The following is an 18134-nucleotide window of genomic DNA, read 5'->3' as shown; positions in this document are numbered from 1 at the left end:
ATCTCCCGTTCGCGCAGGTTGTGTTAAGAGGTAAACCTACCGGCTTCGCATCCGTCATTTGCTGCGCACAGGTTAACGGGCACGAGTCAACGGCCGTCGAGAAGCGGCTGACGCGGATCCCAGCGCGGCCCGCCCTCGTCGTCCTTGCGGCGTCTGGCCATCGCCGACAGAGCCTCCAGGATGACCCGGTTGCCGAGGAAGGCGGTGATGTCCGCGTGGTCGTACGGCGGAGCCACCTCGACCAGCTCCATGCCGGCGACGGGCAGCTCGTAGCAGAGGCGGCGAACGGCGTCGAGGAGCTGGCGGGCGGTCAGGCCGCCGGGCTCGGGCGTGCCGGTGCCGGGCGCGTGGCCGGGGTCGCAGACGTCGATGTCGACCGACAGGAAGATCTGGTCGCACTCGTCCAGCGCGATCGCGGACGCCTCCGTCAGCACCTCGTCCAGCCCGCGGGCGACGATCTCGGTCATCTCGTACGAGCGCATCCGCTGCCCGGCCATCCACGACAGCGTCTCAGGCTCGGGCCAGTAGCCGCGCAGGCCGATCTGCAGGAACCGGTCGCCGCGGATGGCGCCGGACTCGATGAGCCGCCGCATGGGCTGCCCGTGGCCGTACAGGTGGCCGAAGGTGATGTCGCCGGTGTCGGCGTGCGCGTCGAAGTGGATCATCGAGGTGCGGCCGGGGAGGTGCGCCCTGGCCGTGCCGCGCGCGTCGGGCAGCGCGATCGTGTGGTCGCCGCCCAGCACCAGGGGCACCGCGCCGGAGGCCGCGATGCGGTGCACGGCGTCCTCGATGGCCTGCAAGGAGCCCTCGACGTCGCCCGAGTAGCACTCGACGTCGCCGGCGTCGAGCACCCGCAGGTCCTTCAGCCCGTCCACGCGCAGCGCGAGGCTCGGACGTGAGCCGTCGTGCGGCAGGTAGCACGCCTGCCGCAGCGCCTGCGGGCCGAACCTGGCGCCCGGCCGGTGGGAGGTGCCGCCGTCGAAGGGGGCGCCCAGGATCACGACGTCCGCGCCCTCGTAGGACGCGGGATCCCCCAGGTCGCAGCGGTCGACCCCCAGGAACGTGTAATCCGGGCCGTACATGGCGCCGTATCGGGACAACGAGCTCACCTCCAGTGAGCACCATCCTTACACGGGCTTCTCGGTGACCCCCGCCGAGTCGAACGTCGCGACCTCGTGCATCACCCGTACGGCCGCGCACAGCACGGGGTGGGCCAGCAGCGCGCCGGTCCCCTCGCCAAGCCGGAGCTCCAGGTCCACGAGGGGACGCAGCCCGAGGCGGGCGAGCGCGGCGGCGTGGCCGGGCTCGGCCGAGCGGTGCCCGGCCACGCAGTGATCGAGCGCGGACGGGTCGAGAGCGGCGGCGACCAGGGCCGCGGCCCCGGCGATCACACCGTCGAGCAGCACCGGCACGCGGGCCGCCGCGCCGCCGAGAATGAAGCCGGCGAGCGCCGCGTGCTCGAACCCGCCGACGGCGGCCAGCGCCCGCAACGCCTCGCTCGCCGAGGAGCCGAGCGGGCCGAGCGGGCCGCCGTCGAGGCCGTTCACGCGCAGCGCCTCGCGGACGATGCCGACCTTCCGCTCGTACGTCTCGTCGTCGATGCCGGTGCCCCTGCCGGTGACCTCGGCCGGGTCGGCGCCGGTGAAGACGGAGATCAGGGCGGCCGAGGCCGTGGTGTTGGCGATGCCCATGTCGCCGGTGATCAGGCAGCGGGCCCCGCCCGCCACCAGGTCGCGGGCCACCGTGATGCCCGCCTCCATGGCCCTGACGGCCTGGTCGACGGTCATGGCGGGCCCGCGCGACAGGTCGGCGGTGCCGTAGCCGACCTTCCGCTTGACCAGGGCGGGCGCGTCGGGCAGGTCGGCGGCGACGCCGACGTCCACGACGGTGACCGTGACGCCTGCCTGGGCGGCGAAGGCGTTGGCGACCGCGCCGCCGGCCAGGAAGTTGGCCACCATCTGCACGGTGACCTCCTGCGGCCAGGGCGTGACGCCCGCGGCGTGCACGCCGTGGTCGGCCGCGAAGATGGCCAGCGCGGCCGGGGCGGGCAGGGGCGGCGGGCAGACGCCGGCCGCGCCCGCCAGGCGGACCGCGACGTCCTCCAGCACGCCGAGCGAGCCGCGCGGCTTGGTGAGACGGTCCTGGAACGCTCGGGCCTCGGCGATCGCCACCGGGTCGGCGGCGCGGATCGCGGCGAGGGTGTCGGCCAGCACGGCGTACCTCCGGGAAGAAAGGGCTTGGGGGGCTCAGTGGACGAGCTGGAGTGCTTCCTCGTAACGCTCGATGACGACGTCGGCCAGGGGCTCGCAGTCGCCGATCACCTCGGCGCAGCGGATGTCGAGATCGGGGTGGCCGGCGCCGTACGCCAGCGCCTGCGCCCACACGCGCTCCAGCATGCCGCCCGCGAACAGCAGGTAAGGCACCACGATCACGCGCCTGGCCCCGAGGCGGCGGCAGCGTTCGAGCCCGCCAGGCACGCCTGGGGGCGTGACCGAGACGAACGCGGTCTCGACGGTCATGAAGTCGTAGGCGTGCGTCTCCCAGAACAGCCGGGACACGCGGTGGATCTCGGCGTTGGCCGCCGGGTCTGTCGAGCCCTCGCCGACCAGCACGATGCCGGTCTCGCCCGGCTCGACGTGCAGGTCCTCGTCGACGGGGGCGTCCACGGCGCGCAGCCGGGGGCGGGCGCCCGCGGGCTCCAGCGCGCGCGGCCTGGACAGGTCGGCGGCGGCCTCGGTGAGCCGCTCGGCCAGCAGCGACAGCACACGGGGGTCGGGGCCGAGCGGGCGGCCGTAGTCGTACATGAGGGTGGGGTGGCGCCGCTGCTCGCGTTCCATGGCGGCGCCGAGGTCGTCGCTCGTCCTGCTGAGGCTGAGCGGCAGGGCGACGAGACGGTGGTGGCCCCTCGCGACCAGGGAGGCGACGGAGTCGCTCAGCCGCGGCGTGGCGCGCTCCAGGTAGCCGCCGGAGACGTCGACGGCCGTCAGGTCGAGGCGGCAGCGCAGCCGGTGTACGAACCTGCCGAACTCCGCGGCGTAGGCGTCATCGTGCGAGCCCTGCCCGATCAGCAGGAGCGGCGGCTTCATCGTGAGGGAATCTCCGAGGCGTTGGACAAGGACACGCGAGGATAACCGATGCGCGGCAGTAGGGAACAGGTCACGTTCCGTACGCGGGCGTCGCGTGGACCACGAAAACGGGGTCGGCGGCGGCCAGGCGGTGCGTCCCGTCGGGGTTGACGGTCAGCGCCGAGGCGATGATCTGGGTGCCCGTGCCCCGGTAGCCGTGCTCGCGCAGCCGGTCGAGCACGGCCGAGACCTGCTCGACGGTGCGCAGCGCGCACACCAGCGAGCGCGGGCGGCGCGCGGCGCAGGCCGACACCACGTCGGCCCCGCCGCCGCCGACGAACACCGCGTCGGGGTCGGGCAGGGGCTCCAGGGCGGGCGGAGCCTGGCCCCGGGTGAGCGCGACCTTGACGCCGTGGGCGAGCACGTTGGCGCGCAGCCGGGCGCAGTTGGCCTCCTCGCGCTCGACGGCGACCACGGCCGCGCCGTGCCTGGCGCACTCGACGGCGATCTCGCCGACGCCCGCGCCGACGTCCCAGACGAGGTCGCCGAGCCGGGGGCCGAGCTTGGCCAGCACGTACGCCCGCACCTCGGGCGGCAGCCCGCCCCCCTCGAACGGCAGCGCCCACTCGGCCGGCCCCGGCTGCGCCCCCGCCACCCAGCTCGGCTCCTTGGCCTGGTGGAGCGGGTCGACGACGAGGACGACGTCGGGGTCCTTCCACGGCCGGGTGGTGGCCTCGCCCATGCGGCTGTGCGTGACCCGCTGGTCGGGCCCGCCGAGGTCCTCGCAGACGATGAGCGCGCGGGGCGTGGTGGGGGCCAGCTCGCGGGCGATCTCGGCGGGGCCGACGCCGGGCGCGACCAGCAGTGCGACCTTGGGGTGGGCGCGGCAGGCGTTGACCGCCCTGGCCAGTTGGTGGGGGCCGCCGGGGGCGACGACCAGCGCGTCCTCCCAGTTGAGCCCGGCGCAGGCGAAGGCCCGGGTGACCAGCGAGGTCGCGGGCAGGACGTCCGGTTTGAGGCCGTGCGCCCGGAGCGTGCGTACGACGCCGAAGAAGCCGGGATCGCCCTCCGCGATCACGACCGCGGGACCGTCACCGTTCTCGAGATGGTCGTCCAGCGCCTGGAGCAGCGCGCCGTCGGCCACGGTCGCGGCGTTGAGCCTGAGCCGGCCGAGCAGGGCGTCGGGGCCCACGACGAGGGCGGCCTCGCGCAGCCGGTCGAGCGCGGCGGGCGGCAGCTCCGTCCCGTCCCAGCCGACAACCGTGATCATCGTGCCTCCACCTCCCCTTCAAGGGTGACGGTTGCCGGCGGGTTTCACAAAGGACTGCGAAAGCCAGTACGGCGTGCCTTCGGGGCTACGCGCCGGACTCCAGGTCGGACGGCACGAGGCTGAAGACGACCAGGTCCTCCCCCGCGAGCGCGCAGCGGGCCACGCCCTCGCGGACGAAGCCGGCCTTCTCGGCGACGCGCTGCGACTGCGGGTTGTCCACGGCGGCGCGGAGCTGGAGCCGGGTGAAGCCCTGCCGCTCGAACAGCCAGCGGGCGACCGCGAGCACCGCCTCGCCGGCGTAGCCGTTGCCGCGCGCCCAGGGGGCGGTCATGTAGCCGATCTCGGCGGTGCGGTGGCTCCAGTCGACGTCGCGCAGGTCCACGTTGACGGCGAAGCGGCCGGTCGCCTGCTCGACGGCCGACCAGGCGATGCCGGCGCCGCGGACGCGTACCCGCTCGGCGTGGTCGATGAAGGCGAGCGCGTGCTCGACGGTGTAGCCGCGCGGCACGCCGGTCCTGGCCTGGGTGAGCGGGTCGGCCCCGGTGGCGGCCAGGTCGGTCGCGTCGGCGGGCTCGGGCGCGCGCAGGAGCAGGCGCGGCGTGCGCAGCTCGGCGCGCGGCAGGACGGTGGCAGGGGCGCGGCCGTCGCCCCGCAGCAGGCCGAACACGACCAAGTCGTGCGGCCCGTCGTCCTCCAGCACCGCGCCGCGCAGCACGCCCTCCCAGGTGAAGCCCGCTTTCTGGGCGACGCGCAGCGACGGCAGGTTGTCGAGGTTGGCGGTCAGGTCGATCCGACGCAGCCGGGTCCTGTCGAAGACCCACTCGGCGAGGCCGCGCAGGGCCTCGGTGGCCAGGCCGCGGCCCCGGTACAGCGGGTGCACGCCGTAGCCGACCTCGGTCGTGCCGGACTCCCACGAGGTCTTGAAGAGGCTGATGGCGCCCACGACGCGGCCGTCCACGTCGATCATCGCGAGGTGCACGCCCTGGCCCGACCTGTGCAGCTCGTGCACGCCCCGGTCGAGCCACTGCTCGACGCCGGACGCCGTGGCGGGCGCGCCGGGGGGCAGGAAGACGGCGCCGGACTCCACGATCGACCGGATCCGCGCGGTGTCCTGGGGGGCGAACGGCCGCAGGGTCAGGCGGGCCGTCGCGATGGTGATGTCGGCATCGAACACGGACGGCAGGGTACACAGCGGCGATGTTTGCCCACGAAAGCGGGGGTAGGGGCGCTGAAGAGAGAGGTGAGGCGAATATGGAACGTGGGAGCGACAAGCACGGCCCCCGTCTGGACCACCAGCAGAAGCACGAGACCGAGGGCATGATGCGCGGCGGCGGCACCACGCACGCCGAGGAGTGGAAGGAGCCCGAGTCCATGCCGGCGCCAGGCGAGGAGTCCATGCGGTCGTACCCGCCCGGCCACGAGCCCGGCGTGCCGGAAGGCATGACGGGGCAGAGCGTGGACGCCCGCGCCGACCTGGCCAAGTGGCTGAGCGACACCCACTGGCCCAAGTCGAAGGCGGACCTGCTCCGGCAGGCGGAGGAGGCGGACGCTCCCGACCGGGTGACGGACATGGTGCGCTCCCTCCCCGAGCGGGAGTACACGAACATGGCCGACGTGGGCGAGGCGCTCGGGCTCGGCGTGGAGAAGCGGAGGTGGTGACGGGTGCGCCTCGACTTCATCCGGCCGCTGTACGAGCGGCGGGGCCCGTACGCCTCCGTCTACCTGGGGGCGCTGACCGGCCCGGAGCGTGAGACGCACTGGCACAGCGTGCGCGACGCGCTCGACGGGGCGGACCCGGCGACCGTCGCGGCGCTTGCGGAGCGGGCCGAGGCGGCGGCCGCGGGGCAGGCGCTGTTCGCCACGCACGGGGAGGTGGTGCTGGCCGAGCCGCTGTCGCGGCCGCCGTACGAGCGGGCGACCTGGTCCCCGCTGCCGAACATCGCGCCGATGCTGCTGGAGCGCGGCGAGAACGTGCCGCACCTGCGGGTCATCGTGGACCACGCGGGGGCGGAGCTCACCGTGTACGGGAGCGGGGCGCCGCGCCGGCGCACGGTGCAGGCCGCGGTCTGGCCCCTGCAGAAGACCGCGCAGGGCGGCTGGTCGCAGCGCCGCTACGAGATGTCCGTCGAGAACGCCTGGGAGCAGAACGCGCAGGCGGTCGCGCACGAGATCGACGAGCAGGTACGCCGCCTCGGCACCGAGCTGATCATCATCGCCGGCGAGCCGAAGTCCCGTTCGTTCCTGATGCACCACCTCGGCACCAAGGCGAGCGACCGGGTGGTGATGGTCGAGCACGGCAGCCGCTCCGACCACGGCCAGTTCGAGGAGGACGTCGAGCAGGCGCTCGACGACTGGCTCGACCGCCGCCGCGGCGAGCTGCTGGAGCGCCACCAGGAGAGCGGCGGTCCCGTGGGCCTGTCGCAGGTGGCGCGGGCGCTGCGCGACGGGCGGGTGCAGGCGCTGCTGCTGCCCGGCGAGCGGCCGGAGCCGATCTGGATCGGCGAGGGCGGCGTCCAGCTCAACACCGACCAGGGCGAGCTGCGGCACTGGGGTGTAACCGAGCCGGTGCGCGAGCGCGCGGACGCCGCCCTGGTGCGGGCCGCCGCGATGACGGACGCCGAGCTGTGGTTCACAGACGGCGTCAAGGACGTGGCGGCGGTGCTCAGGTACTGATGACCACTTCGAGGGTGCGGGGGCCGTGCACGCCCTCGACCCGGTTGAGCTCGATGTCGCTGGTGGCCGACGGGCCGCTGATCCAGGTCAGCGGCCGGGCCGGGTCGAGCCTGGCGACGGCCTCGGGCACCGAGGAGACGATCTGGTCGGCCCGCACCACGCACAGGTGGTAGTCGGGCACCAGCGTCTGGGCCCGGGTGCCCTGGCCGGGGCCGTGGTCGAGGACGATCGTGCCGGTCACCGCGATGCCCACGGCGCAGCCGGTGACGACCCCGTCGGCGGTGTGCAGGTCGGGCCAGCTCTCGTGCCCCGCCAGGCCGAAGCCGTCGGGGACGATCATGCGGCGGCCGGCCAGGCGCTTCTCGATCCAGCCGGGCACCTCGGCGGCCGGCAGGACGTGGACGACGGCGCGGTAGTCGTCCACCCGCTCGGCGAACAGCTCGACCAGGTCGCCGGTCGCGGCCTCGGTGCGGTAGTCGCGGGGGATCTCGACGTCCTCGGTGCCCGCCACGGCCTTGGCGATCCGGGCGAGGATCTCCTCACGCGCGCTCATTCCGCTCCCACCAGTCTCTGAACGATTCTTCCGGGATTTCCGGCACGTCCCGCGTGTCGGTCCAGGCCGACAGCGGGCCGGGCAGCCGCTTCTTGGGCACCAGCCCGCGTGCCTTGGACGCGAGCCGCTGGGCCGCCGCCAGCCGCCGGTGGTCGTCGAGTATCCAGCCGGCGACCTTCATGCCGGCCTTCTCGGCCGCCGCGTGCGGGGCCTTGGCGCGCAGGTCCACCAGGACCTCGGGGATGTCGATGGCGACCGGGCAGACGTCGTAGCAGGCGCCGCACAGGCTGGAGGCGTACGGCAGCGAGGCGTCCAGCTCGGAGCCCATGCCGCGCAGCTGCGGGGTGAGGATGGCGCCGATCGGGCCCGGGTAGACGGAGCCGTAGGCGTGGCCGCCCGCCCGCTCGTAGACCGGGCACACGTTGAGGCAGGCCGAGCAGCGGATGCAGCGCAGCGCCTGGCGGCCGACCTCGTCGGCGAGCACGCCGGTGCGGCCGTTGTCGAGCAGCACGAGGTGGAAGTCCTGGCCCTCGACCGCGCCGGTCCACATGCTGGTGTACGGGTTCATCCGCTCACCTGTGGAGCTTCTGGGGAGGAGCTGGAGGAACACCTCCAGATCCCGCCAGGTGGGCAGGAGCTTCTCGATCCCCACCACGCTGATCAGCGTCTCGGGCAGGGTCAGGCACATGCGGCCGTTGCCCTCGGACTCCAGCACGACCAGCGTGCCGGTCTCGGCCACCATGAAGTTGGCCCCGGAGATCGCGACCTTGCTGCGCAGGAACCGTTCGCGCAGGTGGAGCCGGGCGGCCTCGGCCAGCGCGGGCGGGTCGTCGGTGAGCCCTTCCGGGGTCTTCGGCATCTTCTCCAGGAAGATCTCGCGGATCTCCGACCGGTTGCGGTGGATCGCGGGCACCAGGATGTGGCTGGGGAAGTCGTCGCCGAGCTGCACGATCAGCTCGGCGAGGTCGGTCTCGTACGCGGTGATGCCCTCGGCGGCCAGCGCCTGGTTGAGCTCGATCTCCTGGGTGGCCATCGACTTGACCTTGACGACCTCGCGCTCGCCGGTGGCCTTGACCAGGCCGGTGACGATGCGGTTGGCCTCGGCCGCGTCGCGCGCCCAGTGGACCGTGCCGCCCGCGTCCTGGACGGCCCGTTCGAGCTGGACCAGGTAGCGGTCGAGGTTGCGCAGCGTGTGGTCCTTGATGGCCTTGCCGGCGGCGCGCAGCTCGGCCCAGTCGGGCAGCTCGCCGACGACGCCGGCGCGCTTGCCGCGGATGGTGTGAGTGGCTTTGCGGAGGTTGTAGCGGAGCTGAGAGTCCTGGACGGCCTTCTGCGAGTTTTTCGGGAAATTTCCGGGCATGCCGAGGAATGTCGCGCTCATTGGCTCTCCTCCGTGGACGCCAGGATCTCGGCCAGGTGCATCGTCCGCACGCCGGTCTTCTGGCGGCTCAGCGTGCCGCCGATGTGCATGAGGCACGAGTTGTCGGCCGCGCACAGCACCTCGGCGCCGGTGTCCATGATGTTGCGGGTCTTGTCGGCGCCCATCGCCGCCGAGACCGCCGGGTTCTTCACGGCGAACGTGCCGCCGAAGCCGCAGCACTCCTCAGCGCCCGGCAGCGGCACCAGCTCCAGGCCGCGTACGTTGCGCAGCAGCCGGGCGGGCCGGTCGCCGAGGCGCAGGCCGCGCAGCGAGTGGCAGGTCGGGTGGTAGGTGACGCGGTGCGGGAAGTACGCGCCCACGTCCTCGACCTTGAGCACGTCGATCAGGAACTCCGACAGCTCGTACACCCTGGGCGCGACCTCCGCGATCGCCGCGGCCCCCTTGCTGCCCGGCCGGGCCAGCTTGGGGTACTGCTCGCGGACCATGGCCGCGCACGACCCCGACGGGGCCACCACGGCGTCGTACCCGGCGAAGACCTCGGTGAAGTGCCGGGCCAGGCGCACCCCCTCCGCGCGGTAGCCGGTGTTGACGTGCATCTGGCCGCAGCACGTCTGGGCGGCGGGGAAGTCGACCTCGCAGCCGAGCCTGCGCAGCAGGGACACCACGGCCTTGCCGGTGCCGGGGAAGAGCGTGTCGTTCACGCACGTGATGAACAGGGCGACTCGCACCGCTCTCCTCTCGAAGAGTATGGTCTGACCACAATATGGTCAGACCATAGCAGGGAGGTCCGAGTGGACGGCAGCGGGTGGGGTCCGGTGAAGCGCACGCGCACGTTCGAGGACGTTCTCGCGCAGATCGAGCGGCGCATCGCCGAGGACGGCCTCACGGCCGGTGACCGCCTGCCCGCCGAGCGCCGGCTCGCCGAACAGCTCGGCGTCAGCCGCTCGTCCGTGCGCGAGGCCATGCGCGTGCTGGAGACGCTGGGCGTGGTCTCCTCCCAGGTCGGACGGGGCCCCGACGCGGGCGCGGTGCTCATCGCCCGTCCCGACTCGGCCATGACCGGGCTGCTGCGGCTGCACCTCGGTCTGGCCACCCTGGAGCTGCGCGAGGTCATCGACACCCGGCACATGATCGAGCAGTGGGCCGCCACCCGCGCCGCCGCCACCCGCGCCGCCGCCGGCCGCGACGGCGCTGGGACGCCGAGCGCCGGCCACGCCGGCACCGAGGCGCTGGCCGCCGCCCTCGCCGGCATGGACGCGGCGCGCACCGCCGAGGAGTTCGTCGAGCACGACACCGCCTTCCACTGCGCGCTCGCGGACGCTTCGGGCAATCGGCTCGTCTCCGCCGTCATGCGCTCGCTCCGGGACACGATGCGCAAGTTCTCGGTCGAGGCGGTCGAACGCCTCGGCGACACCGCGATCCTGCGCGCCGGGCACGTCCGCATCCTGGCCGCGATCGAGGCGGGCGACCCCGCCGAGGCCGCCGCGGCCGTGTCGGAGCACCTCGCCGACGCCTACCCCGAGCTGTTCACTCACTGAAGCACGTCGGCCTGGCGGCAGCCCGCGCCCGAGCAGCGCGCCATGGTGTCCAGCCGGACGTCCAGGTTCGCCAGCAGCTTGGGGTCGGCCGTGGCCGCGAGGTTCTGCAGCTCGTACGGATCCGTCCGCAGGTCATAGAGCTGCTTCTCGCCGGTGACGTAGCGGACGTAGGTGTAGTGCTCGGTGCGCAGCGCGGTGTAGGCGGGCACCGGCGTCTGCCGCGCGGACGACCGGTTGGCCGGCCGGTGGAACTCAATGAGCGCGTTGTGCCGCCATATCGGCGGTTTGCACCCTTTGAGCAGCGGCTTCAGCGACCGCCCTTCGGCGAACGGAGGCAGCATGGCCCCGCCCAGGTCGGCCACGGTCGCCGCGAGGTCGACCGTGGCGCCCATGTGGCCGATCCTCGCCCCGGGCCGGACGCCGGGCCCGCGCACCACCAGCGGGATCCTGATCGCCTCCTCGTACGGCGTGGTCTTGCCCTGCGGCAGCCGGTGGGTGCCGAGGTGGAAGCCGTTGTCCGAGGTGAACATGATGTAGGTGTCGTCGAGGTGCCCGCTGTCGCGCAGCGCGTCGACGACGGCGCCGACCAGGTCGTCCACGCCGAGCATGGCGCGCAGCCTGGCGCGGTGGCGGCGGTCCACGGCGTCGATCTGCTCCTGCGACAGCGGGAGCCTGCCGCGCAGCCACAGCGGCTCGGCGCTGACGTCGGCCTGGTTGAACGACGGCGTCCGGGGCGCGGTCACGTGGGGGAACGCGCCCTCGTGCCGCCAGGCCGGATTGGCCGGGTTGTGCGGCGCGATGGGCGCCAGGTAGAGGAAGAACGGCCGGCCCGAGCTCTTGATGAACTCCCGGCTCTTCTCGGCGAGCACGTCCGACAGGTAGTCCTCCTGGCCCCAGCCGTGCTCGGTCAGCGCGCCGTTCTCGTTGAGCCGGTAGCCGTACTCCTCGTAGAGGTTCGTCACCGGGACGGCCCACTCGTCCCAGCCGGGCGGCACGTACGTCTCGGTGGCGGTGCGCCCCGGATAGTGGTTGAGGAACTTGCCCATGAGCGCGGTGCGGTAGCCGGCCGCCTGCATCCACGTGCCGACCGTGGAGCTTTCCAGGCCGAGGGTGTGGAACCGGTCGAAGCCGCCCTCGGGGGCGGTGTTGGTGAGGACGCCGTGGCTGTGGACGTACTGGGAGCGCAGGATCGACGCCCGCGACGGGCAGCACCAGGAGTTCGTCACGAAGAACCGGTCGAACGTCGCCCCCTTGCGCACCAGGTGCCGGGTGATCTGGGGGAAGTACGCCAGCGTGCCCGCCTCCAGGTCGTCGGTGACGATGAGGACGATGTTCGGCCGCGACGCGCTCGCCGCCACCAGGGGCTCGGCCGCGGGCAACAGCAGGAGCAGGACGCAGGCTACGCGACAGAGACCTTTGACCACGGACTGTGACTGCCCGGAGGATCCTCCATTGACACCCGGCCCCCGCACGGGGGTAATAGAACTTAATTCCGGAGGTGTCACATGAAGCTCGGGCTCCAGTTGGGCTACTGGCAGCGCAACGCCGACGACGCGACCGCATCCGTGCTGGCGGCCGAGCGCCTCGGCTACGACTCGGTGTGGACGGCCGAGGCGTACGGCAGCGACGCGTTCACCCCGCTCGCCTGGTACGGCGCGCGCACCAGCCGCATCAAACTCGGCACGTCGGTCGCGCAGCTGTCGGCCAGGCCGCCGGTGACGACCGCCATGACGGCCATGACCCTCGACCACCTGACCGGCGGCCGGCTGCTGCTCGGCGTGGGCGCCTCGGGCCCGCAGGTGGTCGAGGGCTGGTACGGCCAGCCGTTCGCCAGGCCCCTCGCCAGGACCCGCGAGTACGTCGAGATCATGCGCAAGGTCTGGCGCCGCGAGGAGCCGGTCACCGCCGACGGCCCCCACTACCCGCTGCCGCTGCCGGACGGCCTCGGCAAGCCGCTCAAGCTCATCACCCACCCACTGCGCCCCGACATCCCCGTCTACCTGGGCGCGGAGGGCCCCAAGAACGTCGCGCTGGCCGCCGAGATCGGCCAGGGCTGGCTGCCGCTGTTCGCCTTCCCCGAGAAGATCGAGGAGATGTACGGCGGCGCGCTCGCCGGCGCCCCCGCGGGCTTCGAGGTGGCGGCCATGGTGACCGTCGTGGTCTCCGACGACGTACGGGCCGCACTCGACGGCGTGAAGCTCATGCTCACCCTCTACATCGGCGGCATGGGCGCCCGGCACCGTAACTTCCACGCCGACATCATCGGCCGCATGGGCTACGCCGAGGCCGCCGAGCACATCCAGGCGCTCTACCTGGCCGGGCGCAAGGACGAGGCGTTCCGGGCGATCCCCGACGAGCTGGCCGACGGCATCTCGCTCGTCGGCCCGCCCGGCCGCATCAGGGAGCGCCTGGAGCTGTGGCGCAAGAGCCCGGTGACGAGCCTGCTCGTCATGGGACCGCGCGACGAGCCCACGCTGAAACTGGTCCGCGACCTGGTCCTCGGCTAGCCGTTCAGTCCGGACGGGGCGCCGGGTCGGCCGTGACCGACCTCAGCAGCGGCCGGCTCAGCGCCCCCGCCCCGATCACCCCGGCGAACCCGAGCACCACGCACACCGTCAGCGTGACGACCCCGGCCACACTGACCCCGCCGATCATGAACGGCGTCGCGCAGAACGCCCCCACCAGGATCGCGCCGCCGCCCATCACGCCCAGCGGGATCAGCGTCTCGGCCCGCCTGGCCCGGTCCAGCACCTCCAGCGGCGTCCCGGCCAGGCGCAGCAGCCCGTACGTCTGCCGCCGGTCGAGGATCGACGAGGCGGCCGTGATGCCGGCGCTCGCGATGGCCACCAGGAACGACACCGACAGCACGACGATCGTGCCCACCCGCACGTCGGCCAGCAGCTGGTCGCTGAAGTTCCGCTCGTCGGCCTCGGTGGTCGGGGTACGCCCGGGGACGAGCCCGGCGAGGGCCGTACGCGCCCGGTCCACGTCCGCGGCGTCGGGCGAGCCCGACGGCGCGGCGACGACGGTCCGCTTGACGACCGTGACCGCGGCGGGCACCTTCGCCGCCGCCAGCCGCTCGCGGGCCTGCCCGGCCACCTGCTCGACCTGCCCGGCGGGCGCGAGGACGCGCAGCTGGAGCGGCCCGTCGTCCCCCGCGAACGCGCCCGGGCTGAGCAGGCCGAGGAAGCCCGCCACGAACCCGGTCAGCGCCACCCCGCTCACCGTCCGCCAGGCCGAACGCGGATCGTCCACCAGCCTGCGCCCGGCCAGCAGCCGTGCGGGGGTACGCGCAGTACCGGCCGTGATCCGGCCGATGAGTCCCACCACCCACGGCCCGGCCAGGTTCAGGCACAGGAACGCGAGCCCCAGCGCCACGGCCACGATCGCCACGCTGGTCCCCTGGGTCAGCAGCGGGAACGCGGCCAGCACCACGACCAGCGCGAGCACCCGGACGAAGCGCATGCCGGGCGGCGTCTCCCGCTTGGCCACGCCGAGCGGGCTCACCACGACCCGCCGCAGCCCCGCCACCGCCGACAGCCCCACCAGCAGCGGCACCGCCACCAGCACCCCGGCCAGCACCGCGAGGCCGGGGAACAGGTCCCCCGCGAACCAGGCGCCGCCCTGGATCTCGATCCGGGTCAGCAGCGGCACGGACAGCGCGAACGCCACCGCGCCCGCCAACGCCCCGGCCAGCGCCACGAGCACCGCCTCGGCCACCGTCATCCGCACGACCTGGCCAGGCGTCGCGCCGACCAGCCGGAGCGCGGCCAGCCGCGTGTCCCGCCTGGCCACCGTGAGCCGGGCCGCCGCGCCCCCGAACACCAGCAGCGGCACCACCATGAGCACGCTCGCGATGACCGCGAGCACCTTGTACGCCTCCGCGTCCTCGCTCGGCGTCCCCGCCAGGCTCGCGACCCTGACCGGCGGCTTGCCCATGAGCCAGTCGTCACTGCGCTCCGCGGTCATCGCCGGCGCGTCCGGCGCGTGGCCGACGACCGCCACCAGCTCCCCCGGGTATACCAGGGCCTCGTCCCCCAGGACGCCCGCCCGGTTCGGGTAGCGGTCGCCCAGCTCGGCGGGGGGCAGCTCACGGGCCAGCTCCGCGAGCGCGGGCGACAGCCACGTCTCCCCCGGCTTCGGGAAGCGCGGCAGGCCGGGCGGCGGCACGGCGTCGGGCCGGAGCGCGGCGAGGTCCACGACGGTGATCACCCGGTCGCGTACGTAGTCGAACCGGGACGCCTCGACGGCGACCGCGTCCTTGGCCGCGTCCTTGGCGACCGGAACCGGGTTGCGCCAGGCGCCGCGCTCGGCGCGGGCGTCGAAGGCCAGGTTCGCGGCCACGGCGAACAGCAGCAGCGCCGTGGACACGGCGACGGCCCCCAGCGTCAGCCAGACGCCCAGCAGCCCCTTGCGGCCGCCGCCCTTGAGCAGCCGCCACGTCAGATCCAGGTTCACGCCGACGCTCCGCTCATCGTCACGAGGTGGCCGTCGCGGACCTCGACGGTGCGGTCGCACCAGGCGGCCACGTTCGGGTCGTGGGTGACGACGATCAGCGAGGCGTCGTTGTGCCGGGTCGCCTCCACCAGCAGCCGCATCGTGTCCTGCCCGGTCCGCTGGTCGAGCGCCCCGGTCGGCTCGTCCGCGAACACCACCGCCGGCCTGGTCACCAGCGCCCGCGCGATGGCCACCCGCTGCGCCTGCCCGCCGGACAGCTCGCCCGGCCGCCGCGTCTCCATGCCCGGCAGCCCGAGCGGCGCGAACCACTCGCGCGCCTGCCTGACCGCCTGCTGCCGGGACACGCCGCCCAGCATGAGCGGCAGGGCCACGTTCTCCTCGGCCGGCAGCTCGGGCAGGAGCTGCCCGAACTGGAAGACGAAGCCGAACCGGGTACGCCGCAGCGCGCTGCGCTTGCGCTCCCCCATCGCGTCGATGCGCTGCCCCAGCAGGTGCACCTCGCCGTCGTCCGGCCGCATGATGCCCGCGAGGCAGTGGAGCAGGGTGGACTTGCCCGACCCGCTCGGCCCCATGATCGCCACGGCCTCGCCGGCCCGCACCGCGATGTCCACGCCGCCGAGGGCGACCGTCTGCCCGAACCTCTTGACCAGGGCCCGTCCAACAAGCACGTCGTTCATGCCCTCCAGCCTCCCGGCGGGCGCGTACCCACCGGATCGGCCGTGCGGCCATCCCGTCTCGGCCGAACGGCCGATCTCGCAGCCGGCTCAGGCCCACCATCAGCCGTATTTGCTTCCGGATCTGCGGTTGTGCTTACATGAAGGGAGAAATTTTCTATCGGTGCCTAGGGGCAACCCGAACACCACATCCTAAGGCCGCCTTTGGGCGGCCTTAGCGCTATCTTGACCTAGTGCAGCTCTGCTACCTCGACGAATCCGGTGGCTGCGAGTCCCCCGACATGAGCCTGACGGCAACCCCGGTCATGGTGCTTCTGGGGTTGATCGTCAACAGCGCCTCGATTCCCTCGCTGACCAGAGACTTCCTTGCTCTCAAACGCAATCACTTCCCGGCGAGATTCGCCTGCGGGCATGCTCTCGATCACATCCTTGAAGAGATCAAGGGGAGCGAGATCCTCCAGATGACCCGGAAGCCTTCACGGAACCAGCGGCGCAAGGCGCATCGGTTCCGTCAAGATCTATTGGATCTTGTGGAAGCACACGACTGCCGGGTTGTAGGCCGAGTATGGATCAAGGAAGCCGGCAAAGGACTGAATCCATCGGCCAGCTACAGCTATGCCGTTCAAGACATTGCTCGTCACTTCAGCCAATACCTCACATTTCGCGGCGCCATGGGTGTATTGATCGCCGACGGCAGGGATCACGAGACCAATCGTGGCGTTGCACATTCAATCTTCACCCAGAAATGGCGAACGGGTGGTGACCCTTACCAGCCTCTCAGCGAAGTGCCTCTGTTCGCCGCCAGCGACAACCACGCCGGACTCCAAATCGCCGACCTGTTGGCAACCACCCTGGTATTCCCGATGGCGGCATGGGCATATTGCCCTCGGCGGCCGGGAAATCCTCATTCGTCAGGGCTCTACGCCGACGTGCGAACAGACTTCGGCGCCCGACTCCGGAGTCTCCAGTACCGCTACCGCGACGAGACCGGGAAGTGGCGCGGAGGTCTCGTCGTCAGCGATCCCGTGTCCAAGGAGCCCGGCTCCCGGCTCTTCGGAGCCTGACAGCGCCGGGACGGCTTGACGACTCGGCAGGGTGCCGATCTCTTTAGAGTTGGGCCGTGACTATTCGGGTTCTCGTCGCCGACGACCAGCAGCTGGTACGTACCGGCTTCCAGATGATTTTGGACGCGCAACCGGACATGGAGGTCGTCGCCGCGGTGGCCGACGGCGCCGAGGCGGTGGCGGAGGCGCGGCGGCTGCGGCCCGACGTGTGCCTCCTGGACATCAGGATGCCGAGGCTCGACGGCATCGAGGTGACCAGGATCCTGGCCGGGCCCGGCGTGGAGAACCCGCTGCGGGTGGTCATCGTCACCACGTTCGACCTCGACGAGTACGTCTACGGCGCGCTGCGCTCCGGCGCGACCGGGTTCCTGCTCAAGGACAGCGGGCCCACGCTGCTCATCGAGGCGGTGCGCGCGGCCGCGGCCGGGGACGCGCTGGTGTCGCCGTCGGTCACCGTGCGGCTGCTGCAGCACCTCGCCCAGCCGAGGCGGGCCGCGCCGCCGCCCATGAACGACCCGCTGACCGAGCGCGAGCTGGACGTGGTGCGGCTGATCGCGCGGGGGCGCACCAACCAGGAGGTGGCGGCCGAGCTGTTCGTGTCGCTGTCGACCGTCAAGACGCACCTCGGCAGCATCTTCGCCAAACTCGGCGTGCGCAATCGGGTGGAAATCGCTGCTTGGGCGTGGGAATCCGGCGTGGTGAGCTGATTAACGGCGGGGCCCGCGGGATAAAAAGTGAATCAGAACCGCAGCGCAAGGCCCGGGGAGAGAACATGCGCCACACCCAGGCACCGCCTACCAGAGCCGCCTCCGCCGTCTATGTCACGCTCGCCGCGCAGGTCCTCTCCCTCGCCGCTCTGGTGATCTTCGAGCAGGTGCGCGGGCGGCAGCTCGCCGCCCAGCTCGCCGCGTTCGGCGGACGTCCCCAGGGGGCCGAGGCGGAGGCGGTCGTGGGCGCGGTGACCGTGTTCGCGGTGCTGATCATGCTGGTGGCTGGCACGTCGGTCGCGGCCGGGGCGGCATACGTGACGTGGCTCGTCCGGGCCAGGCAGGCCAACGACCGCTCGGCGGCGACCGCGCCGGTGGCGGCGGCCTGGCTGATCCCCGGCGTCAACCTGGTGGCGCCCGCGGTGCTCCTCGACGAGGTCTGGCGCGGCGCCCGGCCGCCCGCGGGGCGGCGCGGCCGGTGGCTGGCGCTGCTGGCCGGGTGGTGGCTGAGCTGGCTGGCCACGCTCGCGCTGGTCACGATCCGGCTGCCGCTCGACTCCGCGTCCGGCGGCCTCACCGGGGTGGGGGCGCCCGAGCTGCTGTGCGCGGCCGTCGCCGCGGCCCTCTGCGCGGGCACCGTCCGCGAGCTGACCCGGCTCCAGCGCGCCGCCCGCTCCCCCCTCACCTCCCTCCGCCCTCTGTCCGCCAGACCCGCCCCCGACTCCACCTCTCTCAGCCACCCCATGTGACC

Annotated in this window: 18 protein-coding genes; 7 read left to right on the top strand and 11 right to left on the bottom strand. The window is 72.8% G+C overall.

The window, feature by feature from the left end; translation table 11 throughout:
• Positions 1-86 precede the first annotated feature (86 nt).
• The 5 genes from speB to AC27IY_RS08345 all read right to left on the bottom strand — a co-directional run bounded on the left by speB (position 87) and on the right by AC27IY_RS08345 (position 5509).
• On the bottom strand, positions 87-1100 hold the full coding sequence (gene speB / locus AC27IY_RS08365; protein ID WP_344207071.1) for an agmatinase: 1014 nt from the start codon (positions 1098-1100) through the stop codon (positions 87-89).
• 27 nt (positions 1101-1127) lie between these two features.
• Complete coding sequence (cobT, locus tag AC27IY_RS08360) at positions 1128-2213, bottom strand: nicotinate-nucleotide--dimethylbenzimidazole phosphoribosyltransferase (protein ID WP_423474777.1); 1086 nt, start codon at positions 2211-2213, stop codon at positions 1128-1130.
• A 33-nt stretch (positions 2214-2246) separates the two neighbouring features.
• Complete coding sequence (locus AC27IY_RS08355; protein ID WP_449958057.1) at positions 2247-3086, bottom strand: sirohydrochlorin chelatase; 840 nt, start codon at positions 3084-3086, stop codon at positions 2247-2249.
• 70 nt (positions 3087-3156) lie between these two features.
• Positions 3157-4335, bottom strand: coding sequence for a bifunctional cobalt-precorrin-7 (C(5))-methyltransferase/cobalt-precorrin-6B (C(15))-methyltransferase (locus AC27IY_RS08350; RefSeq protein WP_487177598.1), 1179 nt, complete (start codon positions 4333-4335; stop codon positions 3157-3159).
• An 85-nt stretch (positions 4336-4420) separates the two neighbouring features.
• Complete coding sequence (locus AC27IY_RS08345; RefSeq protein ID WP_364460379.1) at positions 4421-5509, bottom strand: GNAT family N-acetyltransferase; 1089 nt, start codon at positions 5507-5509, stop codon at positions 4421-4423.
• Between the two features lie 77 nt (positions 5510-5586).
• Here AC27IY_RS08345 and AC27IY_RS08340 point away from each other — a divergent pair, with 77 nt between their 5' ends.
• Positions 5587-5994, top strand: coding sequence for a DUF2795 domain-containing protein (locus AC27IY_RS08340; protein ID WP_449958051.1), 408 nt, complete (start codon positions 5587-5589; stop codon positions 5992-5994).
• A 3-nt stretch (positions 5995-5997) separates the two neighbouring features.
• Entirely contained in the window at positions 5998-7008 is a 1011-nt protein-coding gene (locus tag AC27IY_RS08335) for a baeRF2 domain-containing protein (protein ID WP_423445694.1), read from the top strand.
• Here AC27IY_RS08335 and AC27IY_RS08330 read toward each other — a convergent pair.
• The 3 genes from AC27IY_RS08330 to AC27IY_RS08320 are packed head-to-tail and all read right to left on the bottom strand — an operon-like array spanning position 6998 to position 9670.
• The gene (locus AC27IY_RS08330) at positions 6998-7561 is read right to left on the bottom strand and encodes a LutC/YkgG family protein (protein ID WP_449958045.1); all 564 of its coding nucleotides are present in this window, start codon (positions 7559-7561) and stop codon (positions 6998-7000) included. The two genes, AC27IY_RS08335 and AC27IY_RS08330, sit on opposite strands and share 11 nt — an antisense overlap.
• The gene (locus tag AC27IY_RS08325; protein ID WP_423474782.1) at positions 7548-8942 is read right to left on the bottom strand and encodes a lactate utilization protein B; all 1395 of its coding nucleotides are present in this window, start codon (positions 8940-8942) and stop codon (positions 7548-7550) included. The genes AC27IY_RS08330 and AC27IY_RS08325 overlap by 14 nt, the downstream gene beginning before the upstream one ends.
• Positions 8939-9670, bottom strand: coding sequence for a (Fe-S)-binding protein (locus AC27IY_RS08320; RefSeq protein WP_344207062.1), 732 nt, complete (start codon positions 9668-9670; stop codon positions 8939-8941). Before AC27IY_RS08320 ends, AC27IY_RS08325 begins: the two co-directional genes overlap by 4 nt.
• A gap of 87 nt (positions 9671-9757) precedes the next feature.
• On the opposite strand from AC27IY_RS08320, the gene AC27IY_RS08315 reads away from it, so the two are divergent.
• Positions 9758-10480: a FadR/GntR family transcriptional regulator gene (locus AC27IY_RS08315; protein ID WP_487177597.1), complete on the top strand. Its 723-nt coding sequence runs from the start codon at positions 9758-9760 to the stop codon at positions 10478-10480.
• Here AC27IY_RS08315 and AC27IY_RS08310 read toward each other — a convergent pair.
• Positions 10474-11859 (bottom strand): sulfatase family protein, encoded by a 1386-nt coding sequence (locus AC27IY_RS08310; RefSeq protein ID WP_423474784.1) that lies wholly within the window; start codon positions 11857-11859, stop codon positions 10474-10476. The two genes, AC27IY_RS08315 and AC27IY_RS08310, sit on opposite strands and share 7 nt — an antisense overlap.
• Positions 11860-11985: 126 nt before the next feature.
• On the opposite strand from AC27IY_RS08310, the gene AC27IY_RS08305 reads away from it, so the two are divergent.
• On the top strand, positions 11986-12987 hold the full coding sequence (locus AC27IY_RS08305) for an LLM class F420-dependent oxidoreductase (protein ID WP_344207058.1): 1002 nt from the start codon (positions 11986-11988) through the stop codon (positions 12985-12987).
• 4 nt (positions 12988-12991) lie between these two features.
• On the opposite strand, the gene AC27IY_RS08300 is transcribed toward AC27IY_RS08305, so the two are convergent.
• Together AC27IY_RS08300 and AC27IY_RS08295 are read right to left on the bottom strand one after the other, a co-directional pair.
• Positions 12992-14938, bottom strand: coding sequence for an FtsX-like permease family protein (locus AC27IY_RS08300; protein ID WP_487177596.1), 1947 nt, complete (start codon positions 14936-14938; stop codon positions 12992-12994).
• Entirely contained in the window at positions 14935-15615 is a 681-nt protein-coding gene (locus AC27IY_RS08295; RefSeq protein ID WP_487177595.1) for an ABC transporter ATP-binding protein, read from the bottom strand. The genes AC27IY_RS08300 and AC27IY_RS08295 overlap by 4 nt, the downstream gene beginning before the upstream one ends.
• Positions 15616-15845: 230 nt before the next feature.
• Here AC27IY_RS08295 and AC27IY_RS08290 point away from each other — a divergent pair, with 230 nt between their 5' ends.
• The 3 genes from AC27IY_RS08290 to AC27IY_RS08280 all read left to right on the top strand — a co-directional run bounded on the left by AC27IY_RS08290 (position 15846) and on the right by AC27IY_RS08280 (position 18132).
• Positions 15846-16676, top strand: coding sequence for a DUF3800 domain-containing protein (locus AC27IY_RS08290; RefSeq protein ID WP_487177594.1), 831 nt, complete (start codon positions 15846-15848; stop codon positions 16674-16676).
• Between the two features lie 56 nt (positions 16677-16732).
• A complete protein-coding gene (locus AC27IY_RS08285) occupies positions 16733-17383 on the top strand; it encodes a response regulator (RefSeq protein WP_091093801.1) in 651 nt (216 codons plus the stop codon).
• Positions 17384-17448: 65 nt separating this feature from the next.
• Positions 17449-18132, top strand: coding sequence for a DUF4328 domain-containing protein (locus AC27IY_RS08280; protein ID WP_487177593.1), 684 nt, complete (start codon positions 17449-17451; stop codon positions 18130-18132).
• Positions 18133-18134 lie beyond the last annotated feature (2 nt).

It is taken from the genome of Nonomuraea sp. B208, from assembly GCF_057536035.1.
This window is presented reverse-complemented; position numbering and strand designations above follow the sequence as displayed.